A 20,744-nucleotide genomic window follows, 5' to 3' on the forward strand; every position below is an offset into this window, starting at 1 on the left:
CACCATCGAATGATAGTTAGGCAAGATCCAGGGAATATGGAATGAATATGCAGGATTTGCCCTTGGCCGGCACCGAGCCGCATGCGCTGACAGCAGACTTGCTGGCTGAAGCCCATAGCCTGGCTGCGCAGAGCGGGCGCCCGCTGCTTGAAGTGCTGGAAGAGTTATCTGCATTATTGCCGGATGCGTTTGTGCTGGCTTTGTCCCGCCTGATGCACTACCCGGCAGTGACTGCGCTGGACCTGAATGCCATGCAGCCGCTGTTTGACCGCCTGAGCTTTAATCAGGCGGTGGCCATGCAGGCGGTGCTGATGCAGAACCAGGAGGGCCAGGTGAAGCTGGTGATCGCAGACCCGTTTGATCACGGCCTGCAGTTGCGTTTGCAGAATAGCGTGCGCGTGCCGGTGCAATGGTGCCTGGCGCACCGCAACGATATCGCCACCTGTCTGCAGTTTCACGAATCACAGATGCGTGCGCTGGACCAGATGCACACCGAAGACGGCCACGGCAGCGAAGACCAGGTGCCGGTAGAGCAGCTGTCACTTAAATCCATCAGCGAAGACAGCAGCCCGGTGGTGCGTTTTGTGCGCTCAACTTTATACGACGCGCTCAAAGCCGGCGCCAGCGATATCCACCTTGAATCCACCATACACGGCCTGCGCGTGAAATACCGCATCGACGGCGTGCTCAATGAAGTCGGTGGCCTGAGCGGTGTCATGCAGGCAGAGCAGGCCATCTCCAGGATCAAGGTGATGTCGGAACTCGATATCGCCGAACGCCGTATCCCGCAGGATGGCCGCTGCAAAGTGCATGCGCTGGGGCGCGAGATAGATCTGCGTGTCTCTATCATGCCCAGCGTGATAGGCGAGGACGCCGTGCTGCGCGTACTCGATCGCAAGGCACTCAGTGAAGCGCAGGGCATCAGCCTGGAAGTGCTGGGTTTTGCCCCGGCCATGCTCACGCAGATACGCACGCAGGCCGAGGCGCCGTATGGCATGTTCCTGGTGACCGGCCCCACCGGCAGCGGCAAGACCACTACTCTGTATGGCATGATCTCCGAGATCAATACCGGCCAGGACAAGATAGTCACCATTGAAGACCCGGTCGAATACCAGCTGCCCGGTGTGCTGCAGATACCGGTCAACGAGAAAAAAGGCCTCACCTTTGCGCGTGGCCTGCGCTCCATTTTGCGGCATGACCCGGACAAGATCATGGTCGGCGAGATACGCGATGGCGAAACCGCACAGATCGCCGTGCAATCGGCGCTGACCGGACACCTGGTGCTGACCACCGTGCATGCCAATAATGTATTTGACGTGATAGGCCGTTTTACCAATATGGGGGTGGATGCCTATAGTTTTGTGTCGGCGGTGAACGTCATTCTTGCGCAGCGGCTGATACGCGTGATCTGCCCGTTCTGCAAAGTAGACGACCAGCCCGAACCGGACTTGTTGTTAAAGTCCGGCCTCGATGCCCAGGCCAGTGCCCAGTTCAAGTTTAAAAAAGGCCAGGGCTGCGGCCAGTGCCACGGCACCGGCTACAAGGGGCGTAAAGGCATCGCCGAATTGCTGCTGTTCGATGATGCCATGCGCGAACTGATAGTCGCCAAAGCACCTATCAGCCAGATCAAGGCGCTGGCGGCAAAGTCAGGCACACGCAGCATGCGTGAAGCAGGCATGGCCCTGGTGCAGGCAGGCGAAACCACTTTGCAGGAGATCAACCGTGTTACAGCATTATCCTGATCCCGGCATCGATAGTCATTTTGCTGACAGCCGCCGCTGGTGGCAGGCACTGCTTGCGCCTGAACTGAGGGTGGTGGTAAGTTGCGATGCGCTGGAGATATTCCAGTTTGAGCGCCAGCTGCGGCCGGGCGCACCACGCACATTGGCCAGCCATCAACATCACCCCCTGCCCGGCACAGCGCAGGATACGCTGCCGCCGGAAATGCTATGGCAGACCTTGCGCGAGGTGCTCAGCCCGCTGGCAGGCCAGCGCTGGCATGTGGTGATAGTGCTTTCCGAGCAATATACGCGCTGGCTGGTGCTGCCCTGGCAAGAACAGGTACGCAGTGCCGCCGAAAAACAGGCTTATTACAGCCATGGCCTGCAACAGTGTTTCGGCCCGGAGCTGCAAGGCTGGCAGAGTCAGGCCCAGGCCGGCGGTTATGGGCAGAGCACCCTGCTCAGTGCCATGCCACCCGGGCTGGCACAGCAACTGCATGCGCTGTTTGCCGAGCTGCGTTTAACGCCGGGCGTGATCGCACCAGCCTGGATGCTGGCGGCGAACCAGGCCTTGCATGGCATGCGCCAGCAAAAACTGGCACAGGCCGGCTGGATCATCAGCCGCGAATCCGCCAGCCTGACCATAGGCTGTCTGCTGCACGGGCAATGGCAGCAGATACGTTATCTGCCGGTTGATGAGCAATGGCGCGCCAGCCTGAGCCAGTATCTGCTGCGCGAGCAGGTCATGCACCCTGACTGGGCTGCGTTGCCGGTGTATATGCCACAGGCGCAAGCGAGTGGCATGACGGCAGCCTCGCTGGCGCCATTCCGCCTGGTGGATGTGCAGCCTGTGTACTGGCTGGGTGAGGCTTTTCACCAGCAATTACGCAGGAGGCTGGCGTAATGCGGCGGCTGTCATTCAATCATGCACAAGGCCAGGTGCCGGGGCCAGGCACGCTGCTGGCCGGGCTGCTACTGCTGCTGGTGGCGGGCGTGCTGCTTGCTGTTTATAACCAGCTGGCAGCTGACAATGCGGCCTTGCAACAGCAGGTGCAGGCGCGGCAGGCCATGATTGCACCGGCCGGCGCAGCACCTGACAAAGTTGCTTTGGCTAGCAAACAGGCCAGCAGTGCAGAATTAGCTCAGGCGCAAGCGCAGATACAGACACCGTGGCTGCCCTTGCTGAATACGCTGGAAAAAGTGCAGCAGCCGCAACTGTACTGGATGCAACTGGCACCGGATGCCAAACGCAAGCATATACGCATGACGGTGCTGGCGCCGCATCGCAAGCAGGGCTGGGCGTTGGTCGAGCGGCTCAAACAGCAACCCGGCCTGGCAGACGTGAAATTGAATACCAGTGAATCTACCGATGTGAACGGAGTAATCATGACCACCTTGCAGCTGGAGGCCGGATGGCGCTATTAAAGCTACAGATGCAGCGTTTGATTTTCCGCTGGCAGCAGGGCAGGTCGGGGCAGCGCTGGCTGACTGCCATGCTGGTTCTGGTATTGCTACTTGCTGCGTTATTGAGCCATGCGCTGTTTACGCGCCATCAATTGCAGCAGGCGCTACAGCAACTACCGGAGCCGGCACCGGCAAGTAGAACGCCGTTGCCATCTTTAGCAGCCTCTGCTGCAGCCACTACGATCCAGGCGCTGCAGCAATGGCCGTCAGAAGAACAGGCCGACGCGATCAGCGCCGAGATACTGGCACAGGCCGATGCCCTGGGCATGATCTTCGAGCGCGCCGAGTTTCAATCTATCCCCATTGAGCATGCCACCTTGCAGATACAGCGTATCAAGCTGCCGCTGAAAGGCGATTACCTGCAGGTGCGGCAATTCCTTAACCAGGTATTGCAGGACTACCCCAGCCTGGCGCTGAGCAAGTTCAAACTGCAACGTAGCGATGTGATGCAAACCGCAGTAGAAGCCTATATCGAGTTCAGCCTGTATACGCGCAGGCAGGAGCCGGCATGATGCGGGGCTGGATCATGCTGGGTGCCCTGGGGCTGACCTTGCTGGCCTGCTGGTGGGTAGATCAGGCTGAGCAGCCATCTACTGTAGCCAGCAGCATGGCCACTCCGCGGGTGCGGGCGCGCGTACCTTTGGCGCAGGCCATGCCGCAACTGCCGGCAGCAACCTCGACAGCAACCCTGGCCAGCGCTAGCGTTGGCTTGCCGCTGGCCGAGCAGCAGGCCGGCGTGAATTTATTCAGTGCCATGCCGGAGCCGGTAGCAGAAAGCGCCGCAGTGGCTGTCGCTGTGCCGGTCAGCCCGTATACCTATGCTGGCCGCCTGCAGGAAGACGGGCGCTGGACGGTGTTTTTGACCGATGGTCAGCAACAATATGTATTACACGAAGGCGACCAGTTCGCTGCAGGCTGGAAGGTGGCGGTGCTGGATCAACAGAAAGTCATTTTGCAGCATGCGGCTGATCGCTTTGAGATAAGGTTGGATCATGGGTTGGATAACGGGGTGGTGTTTTGAATAAGCAGATCATAAATAGAAAAAATCATAGTCGCTGGCTGAGCGCAGTGGCCAGGCCGTGGCTGTGGCTTAGCCCTTTGCTGCTGGTCAGTTGTAGCAATCTGTTCCCCACTGCCACACCCGGCGATGTCACGCTGGAACAGGCCAGGATCTACGCTGCGCGCGGGCAGGATGATGAAGCGATCAAGCTGCTGCAGCCGCTGGTGGAAGCCAACCCGCGCCAGCCGCAATATAAAAACTGGCTGAGCTTGCTGCAGGAGAAAAAGCTGCAAAAGCAGTTGCAACAGGCTGACAGCCTGCTGGAGGCGCAACAGTACCAGGCGGCAGCGCAGATCTACCAGCAAGTGTTGCAGGCATCGCCCACCAATCGCGCCGCCAGTGATGGTCTGCAAAAGGTCGCCATCATGCAGAAACACGCAGCACAGATAGAGCTGGTCAAAACCGCCATTGCCGCCCAGGACTTTGCCGGCGGCGAGTATATGTTACGCAATGTGCTGGCCGAGCAGCCTGCACATGCAGAAGCGCGCAAGCTGTTCGAGCAACTGGAACAAAACAAAAGTGAGCGCGTGAGCATAGTGCGGCCGCTGCAATCGTCGCTGAAAAAGAAGATCACGCTGGAACTGAAAAACACGCCGGTTAAAAATGCCTTCGAATATCTGGGCAAAGCCGCAGACCTGAATTTTTCGTTCGACCAGGAGTTGAATGAAGGCATACGTGTCAGTGTGTTTTTGCGCGATACGCCTATAGAGCAGGCGCTGGACGTCATACTCACCAGCCACCAGTTAGGCAAGAAAGTGCTCAACCAGAACACCTTGCTGATCTACCCGCTGTCACGCGCCGCGCAATATGAAGAACTGTTTGTGCGCAGTTTTTACCTGAATCATATGGATGCCAAGCGCGCTTTAAACCTGATGAAGACTGTCTTGCGTGCCAGCGACCTCTATATAGACGAGAAATTAAATACACTGGTGATACGCGACACCATGGACAGGATCAAGGTCGCCGAGAAACTGATCGCCTCGCAGGACCTCAACGAACCTGAAGTCATGCTGGAAGTAGAAGTGATGGAGATCAACCGCCGCAACCTGGAAAACCTGGGCATACAGTATCCGAGCCAGATCGGGGTAGGCGTGCAGGGCAATGCGCTCGGTAATAGCAACGGCACCCAGCCGCAGGCCGGCAAGCTGACGCTGACCGAACTGCGCAATTTTAATGGCAACCTCGGCGTCTTCACCATTAACGACCCGGCCATAGTGCTCAACCTGTTGCATCAGGACACAGATACCAACCTGCTGGCCAGCCCCAAGATACGCGTGAAAAACCGCGACCGCGCCAAGATACATGTCGGCGACAAGATCCCGGTGCTGACCAGCGTCGCCAGTGCCCAGGGCTTTGTCAGCCAGAATGTGAACTATATAGAGGTGGGTATCAAACTCGATGTCGAACCGGTGATACAGATGCAGGATCAGGTCAGCATCAAGGTCGGCATGGAAGTGAGCAATATCACCGACCAGGTGACCACCAGTACCGGCGTGCTGGCTTACACCATAGGCAGCCGCAACGCCAATACCACCTTGCAGTTACGCAATAACGAGACGCAGATCCTGGCTGGGCTGTTCCGCGATGACGAGCAGAAAACGCAACGCCGGGTGCCGGGGCTGGGCAACCTGCCCATCATAGGCAAACTGTTCAGCAACAATAACCAGGACAAGCGCAAGAACGAGATCGTACTGCTGATCACGCCCCGCATCATGCACAATATCAGCCCGGCCAATGCGGTATATAGCCTGATCCCTTCCGGGGTGGCAGCCACCGCCAATCCGGTGACTGGCGGCGGTGCGCGCACCGTGCAGGCGGCAGAACCGTCAGCGCCACAGCCAGTCACGCCGCAATCTACGCAAAGCAGCAACGCGCGTAACGATGGCGGATTTGGTGCGCAGATCATGAACAGCACTGATACCGGCACGGTGCAGCCCTAGAAATGTGCAGCCATAGCACTGTGAACAGCATGATGATGTCCGCACCACGCCGCAGCAGGGGATTCACACTGGTAGAGTTGCTGGTGACACTGGCGCTGCTGGCGTTGCTGGTGACTTCGGCCAGCCCGGTGGTGCAGCTGAACAGCAAGCGCGAAAAAGAGCGCGAACTGAAGCGGGCCTTGTGGCAGATACGTGATGCGCTGGATGCCTATAAAGACGCAGTCGACCAGGGCCTGATCAAGAAAACGGCAGATGGCAGCGGCTACCCGCCCAACCTCAGGATACTGGTGACCGGCGTTGTAAATGCCCAGGACCCGAAAAAGAAAAAAATGTTTTTTTTAAGGCGCATCCCGCGTGATCCGTTCGCTGCGGATGTCACCCTGAATGACGCCCAGACCTGGCGCATACGCGCTTATGACGGCGGCGTGGATGAGATGGCCGAGGATGTTTATGACGTGGCTTCCCGCTCGGGTGCTATCGGCATCAACCAGCAGCCATATAGTGAGTGGTAACAGATGAAACGCGGATTCACCCTGATAGAAATGCTGGTGGTGCTGGCTATCCTGGCCATGCTGCTGACTATCGTCAGCCCTAAATTCATGCATATGTTGCAGCGCTCCAAGGAAACCACCTTGCGCCATGACCTGCTGACCATGCGCGACGCCATAGACAAGTTCTACAGTGATAAGAACCGTTACCCGGAGGTGCTGGAAGAACTGGTAGAGCGGCAGTACCTGAAAGCCATCCCGCCCGACCCTATGACTGAGCGTAACGATACCTGGGTGATCACCTTGCCGCCCAATATAGACGAGCAGGGCAGCGTCTTTGATGTGCATAGTGGTTCCAACCAGCTTTCCGGCGATGGTACGCCTTATGCCGTCTGGTAAGCAGGCACCGCTGGGGTTCGTGCTTATAGGCATGTTCATGCTGGTGATGCTGAGTGGCCTGGTCATGGCGCAGGCGGCCATGCGCTGGCAAACCCAGGTGTTGCGCGAAAGGGAACAGGAGCTGATCCGCGTCGGCCTGGCTTATAGAGACGCCATAGGCCGTTATTACAACCAGACGCCGGCGGTGGTGAAAGTGTTTCCGCAGACCCTGGAGCTGTTGCTTGAGGATACGCGTTTTCCCACCCCGCGCCGCCATTTGCGCCGTCTTTATCAGGACCCGGTCACGCAACGCGAAGGCTGGGGCATAGTCGAAGCCCCTAGTGGTGGCATCATGGGGGTTTACAGTTTGTCGGATAAGCCGCCGTTCAAGAGCAAAGGTTACCGTGGTGAATTGCAGCACCTGAATAACAAACGCTATTACGGCGAATGGTATTTTGTCTATGTGCCACCTGCCATCTCCGGCCAGAATCCGCTTTAAGCCGCAGTCAGTCCTTTCACTACACAAGTAACCACATCGACTTATCTTCAAACGGCCTGCCAGCCATATGGCGCTTTTTCAGCCTTAAATGTAAAGATAAGTTAAAAACATGAGGTTTTTTGCTTTGCCAGCGATGAATATATGTAAGCGCACTAAAAGGAAATATTCCCCATGTCAATGGGTGTTTTTCCTGACTTTGCGTCTCTGACTATAAAAGGCTGGCTTTTTAACTATTGGAGTGGTTTGTGGACTTGGTACCTGACATCGTAGATTTAGTGTTGTATCTGCTGGGCGTGCTGTCGGTGGTGGTGTGGGCCATCATCATTATCAAAAGCTGGGCCTGGTACAAATCACAAAGTGAATCGACGGACTTCCTGTCTGAATGGCAGCAGATGCGCAGCATCTACGAGCTGCCCTTGCTGATCTCTAAAAGTGAAAGCAGCTTTGCCCGCCTGTGCCATGCCGGCATGACTGCCATGAATGAAGTGATGGCCAACTCATTGCTGCGCCGCAACGAGCGCCAGGAAGTGATCCTGCTCTCGCTCAAGCAACAGGCCTACCTGGAACACAAGCGTATGGATGGCGGTGTCGCCGTCCTGGCCAGCATAGGGTCCACTGCACCTTTTATCGGATTGTTCGGCACGGTGTGGGGCATCATGAACGCGCTCAAGACCATCACCGCTACCGGCTCAGCCGGGTTGGACGTGGTGGCGGGCCCCATAGGCGAAGCCCTGATCGCCACTGCCATCGGCATCGCCACCGCCGTGCCGGCAGTGCTGGCCTACAACTACTTTATGCGCAGGCAGAAAGTGCACCGCGCCGATATGGAACAAGTCGCCAGCCGTTTTCATAGCCTGCTCACCCAATCAGGCATAGAAGGCTAAGCCATGGCTATCCTTGGGGATGCAGAACAAGAAGAATTGGTGAGCGAGATCAACGTCACGCCGCTGGTGGATGTCATGCTGGTATTGCTGACGGTGTTTATCGTCACCGCACCTTTGCTCATGAATGCAGTAAAGGTCAAACTGCCCAAAGCCAGTGCTGAAGTGGCCATCACCGTGCCTAAAACAGCACATATCAGTATCACCGATGCTGGCGATGTTTTTCTCGACCAGCAGAAACTCGCCTTAGACACACTGACCAGCAAGCTGGGCAGCTTAAAGCAGCAACAGGACCCCGCAGTAGAGATCTATGCCGATGAGCATGCCGAATATGGCATAGTCGCCAAAGTGCTGGCGGCGATACAGCGCGCGGGCATCAGCAAGTTCAGTTTCGTCATGTCGCCGGAAGCAGGCAGATAAGTCTATGACCAGCCTGGTGTTGATAGATGATGAAAGCCAAGCCAAGGTCTGGCGTGCGGTAGGCATCTCCATCGCAATACATTTATTAGTGGTCGCCATTTACCCTACACTCAGCCATATCCCGCTGCCGGCATTGCCAGACAAGCTGGAGATCGAATTCTTCACCATGAAGATGCCCGCTGCCAAACCCAGCGAGCAGCAGGTAACTCCGCCGGTGGTGACCTCGGCTCCACCCGAGCCACAAACGACCCCCACCACGGTCAAGCCACGCACAGCGCCACCGGTGGAGAACCAGAAGTCAGTCATCACCGCCCCGGCGCAGAACGAAGCGGATTACCAGGTGCCTGAGCAGGCATTGCCGGCGCGGGTAGAGCCAGCGCCAGCAGTGAATACCACCGCTGCGCCTAGCAGCAGTGATGCGGCCAACCATACGGCGACAGAATCGGCCGCTAAAGAAACGCGGGCCGCGCCTGCGGTGAGTGCGCCCGTAAGCAACGAGTCTGAGGAGCTGGCAGCCAGTGACAATGATGCCTGGGGCGATTATGGCGATCAGCTGCGCAACCTGGTCAACAAGAGCAAGCAATATCCGACCATCGCCATCAGGCGGCATCTGGAGGGCGATGCGACTATACAGGCGCAGTTCGTGCGCGGCGAGCTGGTGCAGGTGTCGCTGGTGGATAGCAGCAAGCATGCGCCACTCGATGAAGAGGCGGTGCGCATGGTGAAAAAAGCCATCGCCCAGCTAGGCGTCAAGGAAAGCCTGAGGAAAAAAACTTTCAAGATCACCATCCCGGTTTCATTCAGGCTGGAATAAAAAATAAAAGCAGTCTGCAGCAGGCATTATCGGAAAGCCAATCCCTCACTTTCTAAACGATGATGTTTGCATTCCACCCCTGTACTTGCCATCTTCCTCCGGTAAGTGCAGGGGATTTTTTTCTGTAGTTATATTGAAGAATTAAATAATAAATTTAATAGATATCGATGGTTATATAAAGCCGATATGGCTATATGAAGCCATTTAAATTTGGTTGAAATGAAACACTTTTAAATCAAAGCGCGAGAGTATAAGCCTTGAGATGCAACCAGCAGCTGGGAATAGTATTTGCTCCAGCCATATAAAGAAATCGGAACTATCACGGAAATGAATTCCTTAATTGAATGGCATGGCATTAATTTAAGATGGGCATATAGCGAATTATTGCCGGCTATCTATAACGATATTCGCTGCCGTCATAAAGCCTACGATATCTTGCATGATGCCTTGTTGAAATTTGCCATTTCTCCAACTGCCATCAATCTTGAAAAGCCTCACGCTTACCTGCGGGTCATTGCGCAAAACCTGGCGAATGAAGATCGTAGAATCAATAAAAAGTTGATCGCATTTTCTTCCACTGAAGAATTCAGTCTGCCGGAGTTTATCAATGACCCAACCAGAGTCGCGCCATCTCCGGAAGAGCTAATTTCACTTAAACAACGGCTGGAGGCTTTGCAAAAAGTGATCAACCGGCTGCCACCAAAATGCCGCGAAGCTTTCTGGCTATATCGGGTCGAGCAACTAACTCTCAAAGAAATTGCTGACAAACTGTCTATTACAGTCAATATGGTGTCAAGGCACATCACCCGCGCCATGCTTGATTTAACCAGGCTGCAGGATCAAATCCGTTAACCATGTCGCGGACTCACATGGACAAACTACGCGAGTCGGCGATTGCCTGGTTTATTAAAATCAGGGATGCCGACGCAGATGACGCGATCAGGACCAAATTCGAGCAATGGTTGATGGCCAATCAAGCGCATCAGCAAGCCTATGCGGATGTGTCAGCAGTTTGGGAATCTTTTGATTCGACGCCTGAGCTGGAAAAGCTGGCGGGCATCGTCGAGCAAGACCAGTTCTTCGAAAAAGCCGAGCGCACGCAGCGTGTCAGAAAATATATCACTGTGGCCATGGTTGCCGCTGTGATCGGGTTAGGCGGCATGCTGGGAATTCAAACCTGGCGGGCCCAGCCAACTATGCAAATGGTCGCTCAGGCGGAAGTCGGCCAGGTGAAGTCGCATCGCCTGGACGATGGCACTCTACTGACGATGAATACCGGCGCCGAAATCGAAGTCACCTATTACCGTGATCGTCGCTTAGTCACCCTCAAGCAGGGCGAAGCCATCTTTGAAGTGGCCAGGGATGAAAATCGTCCGTTTATTATCGACAGTGGCAACGCACAAGTCACAGTCTTAGGTACCCGGTTTGCCGTTAACCGCATGAAAAAACTAGTGCGTGTCAGTGTCGATCACGGCACCGTTAAAGTAGAGCAGCAAGATGTCGATCACAACATAAATCCACATGCCGTGATATTGCACGATGGTGAAGTCGCGGAAGTGAAAACGGATAGCACGCAGCCTGCACGCTCATATAGGCATGCTTTAGATGCTTTTGCCTTTGAAAAAGGCGTGGTGGTGTTTGAAGAAGCTGATCTGGATGAAATTGCCGAAACCTTATCCAGATACCGCAAGCTGCCATTGCTAGCTGAGCAACCTGTTTCAAGTAAGGTGCATATTTCTTCTATGCTCAAGGCAAACTCAATTGAAACCTTCATCAATCAGTTACCGGAAATGGCGCCGGTTCGCATTGTGCCGACTGATAAGGCTACGGTTATTAAAAGCAAATCTGTAAATAAATAATAATTTCAAAAATCGACATCATAATATTGCCGCCCTAAAGCGTCATTGCAACAACAAGACGAAATTCAGGGATGGCAATGGCAAAGAAATTCTCGTACACGCGCAGGTTTTTAACATGTGCTGTGTTATCCACACTAAGTGCAGGTGCTGCCTTACCTTATCTGCATGCCGCTGAGCTGAATACAAAAGTACCTGCGGTAGCTGACGGCACCGGCTTCCCTCAGCAATTCAATATACCTGCACAGCCTCTGAATCAATCCATCAGGCAACTGGCCAACCAGACTGGTCTCAGCATTTCGTTTGATAGCGAACTTACCAAAAACAAAACAGCCCCAGCAATCAAGGGCTTTCTCTCACCGCAAGATGCATTGAAAAAGATGCTACAAGGTAGCGGTTTACAAACTACGATTAGTGGTGACTCGGCAGTTATAAAGCCCGAACCAGTACAAAATTTGCAGAGTCTAAAAATTGAAGGCGTTGAGGTGCGTGCTAAACGTTTTTACGAGATCGGGCCTTTGCCGGGTCTGGGACTCACAAAAGAGCAAATACCTGGCAATGTACAAAGCATTTCCGCCAAAGAAATCAAAGAGGCTCATTCGTTAAGTCTGGCTGATTTGATGAACCGCAAGCTGCAATCTGTGACAGTGAATGATTATCAAGGTAATCCATTTATGATGGATATACAGTATCGTGGTTTCAGTGCTGGTCCACAGATTGGCACTCCTCAGGGATTAAGCGTTTTTCTGGATGGCATTCGCATGAATGAACCATTTGGTGATGTAGTTAACTGGGACATGATGCCCATGAACGCCTTGCAGAGTGTGGAGGTGTTTCCTGGCTCAAATCCGATTTTTGGCCTAAATACTCTGGGTGGTGCGTTTGCACTTAAAACGAAAGACGGTTTCAACAATCCAGGCGTAGATGCAGATATTTTAACGGGTTCATTTGGGCGTAAACAGCTGCAGGTTGAAGGCGGCTGGAATAATGGTACGGTTGGTTTATTTGCTGCAGGTAACTTTTTTATAGAAGATGGCTGGCGTACAAACTCACCAAGTAAAGTTAACCAACTCTTTACTAAAGCCAGTTATCGTGGCGATAAATTAGATCTGAACTTTAGTACCTTATTAGTACAAACTGATTTGGTGGGTAATGGCTTAGTGCCAAACGAGATGTACGAAAGGGATAGAAACAGCGTATTCACCTCTCCTGATACAACTAAAAACAAACTGCAACAGTTTCAATTAAGCGGCAGTTATTTTGTTAATGATACTTTTTCTATAACGGGTCAGATTTATCGAAGAAATAGTAGGCGACATCAGAAAGGTTCTGATGTGATGACAAATTGGGATGAAGAGTTAACAGCTAAGCGTTTACCTAGACCAGCCGACCCTGCAAATGGTATTTCCGCGGAAGAATTTACATGTACATTCACAACGACGACAAGCAGTAATCGTTATGGGCTACCTGATTATCTTGTTATACCTATTAATGTTACTTTAGGCGAAGATATAGGATCATCTAATTTCATTAGTGATGTAGGTACTAATTTAGGTGCTCCAGGAACCGTTGATTTCCGCTCGAATCCTGGCTATGCAAGCAATCTGAATGCTGCGATAACTGAGCAAGGACTTGTAGATACCTATCGCTATAACTTCAATTTATTCAGTAATTTTACTGAACAAATTGTATACAACAGGGTAGCTCCGCCCCCACCGCCTAGCAGAAGCTCAATTGATCCCGCAATTGGTGACTATTCATTCTATGGTGACTTTGACGCAACACTTCAGAATTTAGACAGTCAAGGTAGTGGTATTTTGCTTTCTGATACAAATTACTTCTACTCTACTGGCACTAATGGTACCGATTTAATTAAAAACTATGTATTTATACTAGCCGCAACGAACGAATCAAATTGTCTGTCTCTCCGTTCTCCCTCCCCAGGTTATGAAATTACTCAGAATGGAAATCCCGTTTATATAGATGGTGCGGGTACTGGGCAACCAGGCTATGTGCAGGGAACTCCTACTGCACTGTTGACTGATAACCAAATCGATCAAATCGTAGATGGTGCTTCAATCCAGTTTAACTGGAATCTTGAGCATCACAAATTCATGGTGGGTGCAGCTATTGATGCCGCCAGCGCCGATTATACTAATTCACAGCGCTTGGGTTTTTTTGATGCACAAAGAAATGGTTATCTTGATCCATCACAAGCACATCCGCAATTTGTAGGTGCATTTGTGCCAATCGAAAATAATAATTTTGCCGGTACTAATACGACAAAAAGTTTATATTTCTCCGAGACGTGGACACCTGTAGATGACTGGCATTTCAACGTCTCAGCGCGGTATAACGAAACGCAAACAAAAAATAAAATTGCAGCACGTCGTGGATTGGCAGCCTATGAAATTGGTGATGTGATTGCCGTACCAAGTGAGTTTGCAGTATGCCCCAATGGTGACTGTTCAAATGTGCCTTTAAACTTCAGGCTGCCCAGCTTATACAACCAACTGGATTCTGCTGAAACTGAAAAATTCAGCTACTACTCACTCAATCCGTCACTAGGCGCTACCTGGCAGGCAAAAGAGAATCTCAATCTATACGCTAATGTAGCACAAGGGACGCGTACGCCAAGTGTGATTGAACTAGGCTGCGCACTTGATCACCGCCCATCCGGAGTTTTTTATACCGATGGTCAAGGGGGTACCTATGAAATTCCGAAGAGTATTTTAGAAAATCGTCAGTGTACTTTGCCAACCACACTTTCAGGTGACCCTTATCTCCCTCAAATCAAAGCAACTACGTATGACATCGGTATGCGCGGCACGATTGGTGAAAACATGCGCTGGAATCTTGGCGCATTTCAAACCGACTTGAAAGATGATATCTATTTTGTAGCTGTCGGTAACGGGCAGGGTTTCTTTGACACCGTCGGCAAAACACGCCGTAGAGGGATCGAAGCTGGCTTCTCCGGCAAAGAAGGTAGGCTCGGATTTGGTCTTAACTATAGCTTGACGGACGCAACCTTTGAGGACGAGTTTCTTATGATCAGTAATGATAACAGTAGCTCGTTTTATGTCCCTGCTATTGGCCGCGGTGTAATCAGAGTAAAACCTGGTAATCGTATGCCAGGCACAGCATTGCATAACCTGAATGCCAATTTGAACTATGACTTGACAGACAAGTGGGTGGTGGGCCTGACAGCAATTATGCACTCTGATAGTTATGCGCGAGGGAACGAGAACAATGAGCACAAGCAAGGCGTAATAATGTATCGGACCGTAGCCACGGGGATAGGAAGTACAGTAGAAGTTCCTCGTCAGCAAACAAACAATCCAGGAACGCTAGCTGGCTATGCCACATTCAATTTTCAAACCAGCTACAAAATCAATAAAGAGTGGACCGCCACAATGATTGTAAACAATGTTTTTGACAAAGAATATTTCAGCGCAGGTCGATTAGGGCGTAATCCTTTTTCACCAAGTATTTTGGGCGCGATTGGTCCGGATGGCTACAACCATAACTCTAGCGATTGGTTGAGTACCAACTTTATCGCACCAGGTGCGCCACGCGGTGTCTGGTTCAGTCTGAACTGGCATTTTGTGCCGGATTAACATCCCACGAAGACGCGGGAAAATTCCTAATGGCTAAAAGGTCCCGCGACTGGGCCAGATTTAAACTGGCCTAGGTCCGGACTATCTAACCTAAACCTGCCATGGCCAGTTTGCAGTTGTAAAGAAAATCTTTTGCATGTCACTGATTTTTTTAGTTTTTGTGGCGCCATGCCCAATAGGCACGCCATTCTGCCAGTAGCGCTAAAAATCGCCGCATAGCCGAATAGTCCACTTTCTTCACGCTGAGCGTATTCTTTTTTCTTGTCACTCAGGTCGTCTTATGCTACCTTTCAATGTGTAACAAATTTGTAACTAAACGTAATTTAGTTGCTACAGATTCAGTTCCGGGTTGGCAAACATGTTATCCATCTGCGAAACACAATGCATTGCAAAGCCAAATGCTTCCGCTTCTGCTGAAAGTGTGTGGAGATTGCTGCTGAGTTTAGGCGTATTGACAGGGTTGATCGCCTTTGCTTTTTTGCATATCGGTGCCTGGATGGTGTTGCCATTTGCTGGCTTGGAAATAGTGTTAGTGGTTCTGGCGTTTGTGTTGGTGTTGCGGCACAGCAGTGATTACGAAAAAGTCACGGTCGCTGAGGATCATGTTGAGATAGAACAAAGTGTGCTGGGCAAAATAAAACACGTTCGCTTTCAACGATATTGGACCCGGGTAACGCTCAGGGAAGGTGAGAACGGTAAAACGTCACTGTGGATAGGGTCCCATAATCAAGAGGTCGAGTTTGGTCGTGACACCATGAACAACGCGCAACGCGCTGAACTGGCTTCACATCTCAGGCGGACACTTCTCAAAACTAAATAACTAGATTTTGGAGCAGATTAGATGCAAGGAATGAAGAAACTCGGGGTTAGTGCTTTTGCACTGTTTTATTCATTAAGCGCACGCGCTGACTACACGTTCAACTTCCCGGACCCGGTCACACCGATGGCGCTGGACACGCTGCATGTGCATAACAAGTTCATGCTGATCACCGCCGTGATCTTTGTGGTGGTGCTGGCCATCATGATTTACTCTATCTTCAAACACCGCCACGACAAAGGCTACCAGGCGGTGGTTGATAAAGCACCTTCCACCTCTATGGAAATCTTCTGGACCCTGATCCCGTTCGTCATCCTGCTGCTGATCGACTTTGTCATCATGGGTATCCCGGCTTACCACAGTGTGGTGATGATGGAAGACACCCGCGACCAGTCGACCATGGTGATCAAGATCACCGGTTCGCAATGGCGCTGGCAATATGAGTATCTGGACGGTGATGCCAAAGGCATCAAGTTCGTCAGCAACCTGGCCACTTCTGACAGCCAGATGCATAACAAGGAAGACAAGGGCGAGAACTATCTGCTCGAAGTAGATAATCCGCTGGTGTTGCCTGTGGGTGAAAAAGTGCGCATCCTGATGACGGCCTCTGACGTATTGCATAACTGGTGGGTGCCGCAGTTCGGTTCCTCACGCGTGGCGGTGCCTGGCTTTATCCGTGAAACCTGGGTGCAGGTTGAAAAAGCCGGTGTTTATCGCGGCCAGTGTAAAGAGTTATGCGGCAAAGGCCATGGTTATATGCCTGTGGTGGTGAATGCGGTTTCCAAAGAAGAGTTCGCTGCCTGGGCTGGTAAAAAACAGGATGAGCAAAAAGCGGCCGGTGATGTCAAAGAGCTGAGCAAGGAAGAATTGCTGGCGCAAGGCAAGGTCGTCTACGAGAAAAACTGTGCGGTCTGTCACCAGGTTAGTGGCGCTGGTTTGCCTCCGGCTTTCCCGGCGCTGACTGGCAGCAAGATCGCCACCGGGCCTATCTTCGGCGCGGATGGTAAATACCAAAAAGACAGTCATCTGGATAGAGTGCTCAACGGTAAAGGCGTGATGCCACCGTGGAAAGCTACCCTGAATGACACTGAAATCGCTGCTGTGATCACTTATGAGCGTAATGCGCTGGGCAATACCGCATCGGTAGATGCCCTGGTGCAACCGCCTCAAGTCAAAGCAGCACGTGAATAATACTTTAAGAGATTTTTAGGAGAGCAACGATGAGTACTACTTCCGTAGCACATCACGACGAGCACCAGGAGCATCCTACCGGGATCATGCGTTGGTTGACCACCACCAACCACAAGGATATCGGCACCATGTACCTGACTTTTTCACTGGTCATGTTCCTGGTCGGTGGCTGTATGATTCTTGGCATCCGTGCCGAGCTGTTCAAGCCTGGTCTGCAATTGATGAACCCCGAGTTTTTCAACCAGCTGATAGGCGTGCATGCGCTGATCATGATCTTTGCGGCGCTGATGCCTGCCGCGACCGGTTTCGCCAACTGGATGTTGCCGTTGCAACTGGGCGCGCCGGATATGGCCTTGCCGCGTTTGAATAACTGGGGCTTCTGGATACTGCCGCCTTCAGCCATTCTGCTGACCCTGCCTTTCACCCTGGCATTGTTCGGCATAGGTGATGGCGCATTGGCGACCGGCTGGACTTTCTACCCGCCGCTGTCTGTGCAAGGTGGTATAGGTGTGGACTTCGCCATTTTTGCCGTGCACTTGCTGGGTATTTCTTCAGTATTGGGTTCCATCAACGTCATCGTGACCATTTTCAACATGCGTGCCCCGGGCATGACCCTGATGAAGATGCCATTGTTTGCCTGGGGCTGGCTGATCACGGCTTTCCTGCTGATCGCAACCATTCCTGTGCTGGCCGGTGCAGTGACCATGTTGCTGACAGACCGCCATTTTGGTACCCACTTCTTTGATGCTGCCGGTGGTGGCGACCCTATCATGTTCCAGCATCTGTTCTGGTTCTTCGGTCACCCTGAAGTGTATATCCTGCTGTTGCCGGTTTGGGGTTTCATTCCTCAGATCCTGCAGACATTCAGCCGCAAGCCTATGTATGGCTACAAGGCGCAGGTGTATTCACTGTGGTCTATAGGCGCGCTGTCTGTAGTCGTGTGGGCGCACCACTTCTTTACTGCGGGTATGCCAGTGCCGGCGCTGCTGTATTTCATGTATAGCACCATGGCTATTTCGCTGCCACTCGCGGTGTTGTTCTATTGCTGGATACGCACCATGTGGAAAGGCGCGATGACGTTTGAAACGCCTATGCTGTTCTCTGTGGGCTGGATCATACTGTTTGGTGTCGGTGGCCTGACCGGTCTGGTACTGGCCGACGTGGCAGCCGATGCGCAATACCATAACAGCTACTTCGTGGTGGCGCACTTCCACTACACCCTGTTTGCCGGTGGCATCATGGGTATCATGGCTGGTGTGTATTACTGGTTGCCAAAAATGACTGGTCATATGTACAACGAAAAGCTGGGTAAACTGCACTTCTGGTTGACTGCCATTTCATTCAATGTCACTTTCATTCCGCAGTTCTTTGTCGGCCTGGCCGGGATGCCACGCCGTATCCCTGACTACGCACTGCAATTTGCCGAATTCAATATGATTTCGACCGTGGGTGCTTTTGTACTGGGCTTGTCACAGTTGTTACTGGTGTACAACATCATCAGTTGTGCCCGTGGCGGCCAAAAGGCGACAGACAAAGTGTGGGATGGCGCGATCGGCCTGGAGTGGACATTACCTTCACCACCGCCGTATCACAGCTTTACCGAGCAACCTGTCGTCAAATGATAGCAGTGGCAACGTTACGGTGAGTCACTATTGATAGGCGCCAGTGTCATATTAGGCTAGCAAATGGCACTGGTCACCGACTCACGCTGACACAGAGAATTACAGGAAAAAGATTTTGAGCAACGAACCTAAGCAAAGCAACAATAGAAAGATCGCCTGGATTCTGGCGGGTGTGGCGATCGCATGGTATGTGATTTCAATGTTCACCATGTGGAAATAATATTGTTAAAGGCATGCAGTCGTGAACGAACAGCAGTCGCAGGCCAATAAAAAACTGGCCCTGAAATTAGTCTGGATCATCGTCGGTGCCTTGCTGTTTGCATTTGCCCTGGTGCCGCTGTATGACGTGATCTGTTCTGTCACCGGCTTGAACGGCAAAACCAGCAATATTGCTCAGACGGCCGGCAAGCAAAAGGTGGATACCTCGCGTGAGGTGACAGTGCAGTTCGTTTCGGCGGTGATGCCGGGCCTGGGCTGGAATTTCTACCCCATGCAGACGAGTGTCAAGGTGCACCCCGGGCAAGTGACAGTGGTGATGTTTGAAGCGAAAAATACTACGAGTGAAGTGGTAGCCGGGCAGGCGATCCCCAGTGTGACACCGGGTAAAGCCTCGGCCCACCTGAAAAAGATTGAGTGTTTCTGCTTTGTGCGGCAATCACTGAATCCCGGCCAGGTAAAACAGCTGCCGCTCAGGTTTTTTATCAGCGCGGATCTGCCGCCAGATGTGAATGAGCTGACCTTGTCGTACTCATTCTTTCCGGCGACTGATGATGCAAATTAATGTGATGTGTGATTCAAGGAGGCTCTAATCAAGTGTGACTTCTAAGCCAGGCCTGGCAAGTGCAGGAAATATTGACGCGGTATGTAGTGAACGATAGCGCAATGTTTTACCAGCAGCAGGGGGTGGCAGCGAAGATGGACTTAAGCAGAGCTTGCGACATTATAAAAATCAAATGATTGGGAGTTAGGCATGGCAAGTCATTCAGATAACCATTATTTCGTACCACATGGCAGTATTTATCCCGCATTTATTTCTGTAGGCCTGCTGTCTATGGCCAGCGGTTTTGTGTTCAATGTGACGGGCTCCGACCTGCGCGGTGATGGATCGCTTAAGAATCCATCACTCGATTATCTGGCCACCCCTGGCAAATACATGATGTATATAGGCCTGGCCATCATTCTGTTCATGATGTTCAAATGGCTGAGTGATGTGGTGACCGAGAGCCTGACCGGGCAGTATAAAAAATGGGAAGACAAATCATTCCGTATCGGCATGATAGTGTTCATCTGTTCCGAGGTGGCGTTCTTTGCCGCGTTCTTTGGTGCGCTGTTTTATATGCGGGTACTATCGGTGCCTGACCTGGCTTCATATGCGCCGGATATTACGCCGTATAAAGACTTTCTTAACAGCTGGCCGTCACAGGGGCCGGGCGGGGTAGTGCTGGGTGAGACATTCAAACCTAATCCTGACTTTCACCCCATGTCTTGGAGTGGTCTGCCGCTGATCAATACGCTGCTGTTGTTAAGCTCGGGCGCGACCATCACCTGGGCGCACTGGGGCCTGATCAAGAATAACCGCAAACAACTGGTTGTGGGCCTGGCTTTGACCGTGGCTTTGGGTATCACTTTCCTGATCTGCCAGGCAGCTGAGTATCACCACGCATATACCGAGATGGGCTTGACGCTGAAGTCAGGCGCTTACGGTGCCACCTTCTTTATGCTGACCGGTTTCCACGGTTTCCACGTCACCATTGGTACGCTGATGCTGATCGTGATCTTGCTGCGCAGTATCAAAGGCCATTTCACGCCTGAGCATCATTTCGGTTTTGAAGGCGTCGCCTGGTACTGGCACTTTGTGGATGTGGTGTGGTTAGGCCTGTATATCTTTGTCTACATGCTCTAGCAATATGAAAAAGGGCGCCAGAAGCGCCCTTTTCTTTCACTGCTGTGAGCTGATCATCATCAGGATGCACTCC

At 52.3% G+C, this 20,744-nt stretch carries 20 protein-coding genes; all 20 read left to right on the top strand.

Features of this window, described 5'->3' with window-relative positions; all coding sequences use genetic code 11:
* The first annotated feature begins 41 nt into the window (after positions 1 to 41).
* The 20 genes from ACFQ1Z_RS11640 (at position 42) to ACFQ1Z_RS11735 (ending at position 20,671) form a co-directional block, all read left to right on the top strand.
* Positions 42 to 1,742: a GspE/PulE family protein gene (locus ACFQ1Z_RS11640; RefSeq protein WP_379057791.1), complete on the top strand. Its 1,701-nt coding sequence runs from the start codon at positions 42 to 44 to the stop codon at positions 1,740 to 1,742.
* Complete coding sequence (locus ACFQ1Z_RS11645) at positions 1,723 to 2,625, top strand: hypothetical protein (protein WP_379057792.1); 903 nt, start codon at positions 1,723 to 1,725, stop codon at positions 2,623 to 2,625. Before ACFQ1Z_RS11640 ends, ACFQ1Z_RS11645 begins: the two co-directional genes overlap by 20 nt.
* A complete protein-coding gene (locus ACFQ1Z_RS11650) occupies positions 2,625 to 3,146 on the top strand; it encodes a hypothetical protein (RefSeq protein ID WP_379057793.1) in 522 nt (173 codons plus the stop codon). The genes ACFQ1Z_RS11645 and ACFQ1Z_RS11650 overlap by 1 nt, the downstream gene beginning before the upstream one ends.
* Positions 3,134 to 3,697 (top strand): hypothetical protein, encoded by a 564-nt coding sequence (locus tag ACFQ1Z_RS11655; RefSeq protein ID WP_379057794.1) that lies wholly within the window; start codon positions 3,134 to 3,136, stop codon positions 3,695 to 3,697. The genes ACFQ1Z_RS11650 and ACFQ1Z_RS11655 overlap by 13 nt, the downstream gene beginning before the upstream one ends.
* Positions 3,694 to 4,206, top strand: coding sequence for a hypothetical protein (locus tag ACFQ1Z_RS11660; RefSeq protein ID WP_379057795.1), 513 nt, complete (start codon positions 3,694 to 3,696; stop codon positions 4,204 to 4,206). The genes ACFQ1Z_RS11655 and ACFQ1Z_RS11660 overlap by 4 nt, the downstream gene beginning before the upstream one ends.
* Before the next feature lie 47 nt (positions 4,207 to 4,253).
* Complete coding sequence (locus ACFQ1Z_RS11665; RefSeq protein WP_379057797.1) at positions 4,254 to 6,185, top strand: type II and III secretion system protein; 1,932 nt, start codon at positions 4,254 to 4,256, stop codon at positions 6,183 to 6,185.
* A 32-nt stretch (positions 6,186 to 6,217) separates the two neighbouring features.
* The gene (locus tag ACFQ1Z_RS11670; protein ID WP_379058011.1) at positions 6,218 to 6,697 is read left to right on the top strand and encodes a prepilin-type N-terminal cleavage/methylation domain-containing protein; all 480 of its coding nucleotides are present in this window, start codon (positions 6,218 to 6,220) and stop codon (positions 6,695 to 6,697) included.
* 3 nt (positions 6,698 to 6,700) lie between these two features.
* Positions 6,701 to 7,072 (top strand): type II secretion system protein, encoded by a 372-nt coding sequence (locus tag ACFQ1Z_RS11675; RefSeq protein ID WP_379057798.1) that lies wholly within the window; start codon positions 6,701 to 6,703, stop codon positions 7,070 to 7,072.
* Positions 7,059 to 7,550, top strand: coding sequence for a type II secretion system protein (locus tag ACFQ1Z_RS11680; protein WP_379057799.1), 492 nt, complete (start codon positions 7,059 to 7,061; stop codon positions 7,548 to 7,550). The genes ACFQ1Z_RS11675 and ACFQ1Z_RS11680 overlap by 14 nt, the downstream gene beginning before the upstream one ends.
* A gap of 245 nt (positions 7,551 to 7,795) precedes the next feature.
* The gene (locus tag ACFQ1Z_RS11685) at positions 7,796 to 8,434 is read left to right on the top strand and encodes a MotA/TolQ/ExbB proton channel family protein (protein ID WP_379056725.1); all 639 of its coding nucleotides are present in this window, start codon (positions 7,796 to 7,798) and stop codon (positions 8,432 to 8,434) included.
* Positions 8,435 to 8,437: 3 nt separating this feature from the next.
* Positions 8,438 to 8,851 (top strand): ExbD/TolR family protein, encoded by a 414-nt coding sequence (locus ACFQ1Z_RS11690; RefSeq protein WP_379056723.1) that lies wholly within the window; start codon positions 8,438 to 8,440, stop codon positions 8,849 to 8,851.
* A 4-nt stretch (positions 8,852 to 8,855) separates the two neighbouring features.
* Positions 8,856 to 9,665 (top strand): TonB family protein, encoded by an 810-nt coding sequence (locus ACFQ1Z_RS11695; protein WP_379057801.1) that lies wholly within the window; start codon positions 8,856 to 8,858, stop codon positions 9,663 to 9,665.
* A 327-nt stretch (positions 9,666 to 9,992) separates the two neighbouring features.
* Complete coding sequence (locus tag ACFQ1Z_RS11700; RefSeq protein ID WP_379057802.1) at positions 9,993 to 10,517, top strand: RNA polymerase sigma factor; 525 nt, start codon at positions 9,993 to 9,995, stop codon at positions 10,515 to 10,517.
* Positions 10,518 to 10,534: 17 nt separating this feature from the next.
* On the top strand, positions 10,535 to 11,524 hold the full coding sequence (locus tag ACFQ1Z_RS11705) for a FecR family protein (protein WP_379057804.1): 990 nt from the start codon (positions 10,535 to 10,537) through the stop codon (positions 11,522 to 11,524).
* A 71-nt stretch (positions 11,525 to 11,595) separates the two neighbouring features.
* Positions 11,596 to 15,138: a TonB-dependent receptor domain-containing protein gene (locus tag ACFQ1Z_RS11710; RefSeq protein ID WP_449288890.1), complete on the top strand. Its 3,543-nt coding sequence runs from the start codon at positions 11,596 to 11,598 to the stop codon at positions 15,136 to 15,138.
* 358 nt (positions 15,139 to 15,496) lie between these two features.
* Positions 15,497 to 15,958 carry a DUF2244 domain-containing protein gene (locus ACFQ1Z_RS11715; RefSeq protein ID WP_379057807.1) on the top strand — a complete coding sequence of 154 codons (462 nt, stop codon included), beginning with the start codon at positions 15,497 to 15,499 and terminating at the stop codon, positions 15,956 to 15,958.
* Between the two features lie 21 nt (positions 15,959 to 15,979).
* Positions 15,980 to 17,146 (top strand): cytochrome c oxidase subunit II, encoded by a 1,167-nt coding sequence (coxB, locus tag ACFQ1Z_RS11720; RefSeq protein WP_379057809.1) that lies wholly within the window; start codon positions 15,980 to 15,982, stop codon positions 17,144 to 17,146.
* A gap of 29 nt (positions 17,147 to 17,175) precedes the next feature.
* The gene (gene ctaD, locus ACFQ1Z_RS11725) at positions 17,176 to 18,768 is read left to right on the top strand and encodes a cytochrome c oxidase subunit I (protein ID WP_379057810.1); all 1,593 of its coding nucleotides are present in this window, start codon (positions 17,176 to 17,178) and stop codon (positions 18,766 to 18,768) included.
* 241 nt (positions 18,769 to 19,009) lie between these two features.
* Positions 19,010 to 19,549, top strand: coding sequence for a cytochrome c oxidase assembly protein (locus ACFQ1Z_RS11730; protein ID WP_379057811.1), 540 nt, complete (start codon positions 19,010 to 19,012; stop codon positions 19,547 to 19,549).
* 189 nt (positions 19,550 to 19,738) lie between these two features.
* On the top strand, positions 19,739 to 20,671 hold the full coding sequence (locus ACFQ1Z_RS11735; RefSeq protein WP_379057812.1) for a cytochrome c oxidase subunit 3: 933 nt from the start codon (positions 19,739 to 19,741) through the stop codon (positions 20,669 to 20,671).
* Positions 20,672 to 20,744: the final 73 nt, after the last annotated feature.

Origin of the sequence: Methylophilus luteus (assembly GCF_042676265.1) — a bacterium.
Lineage (GTDB): Bacteria > Pseudomonadota > Gammaproteobacteria > Burkholderiales > Methylophilaceae > Methylophilus > Methylophilus luteus.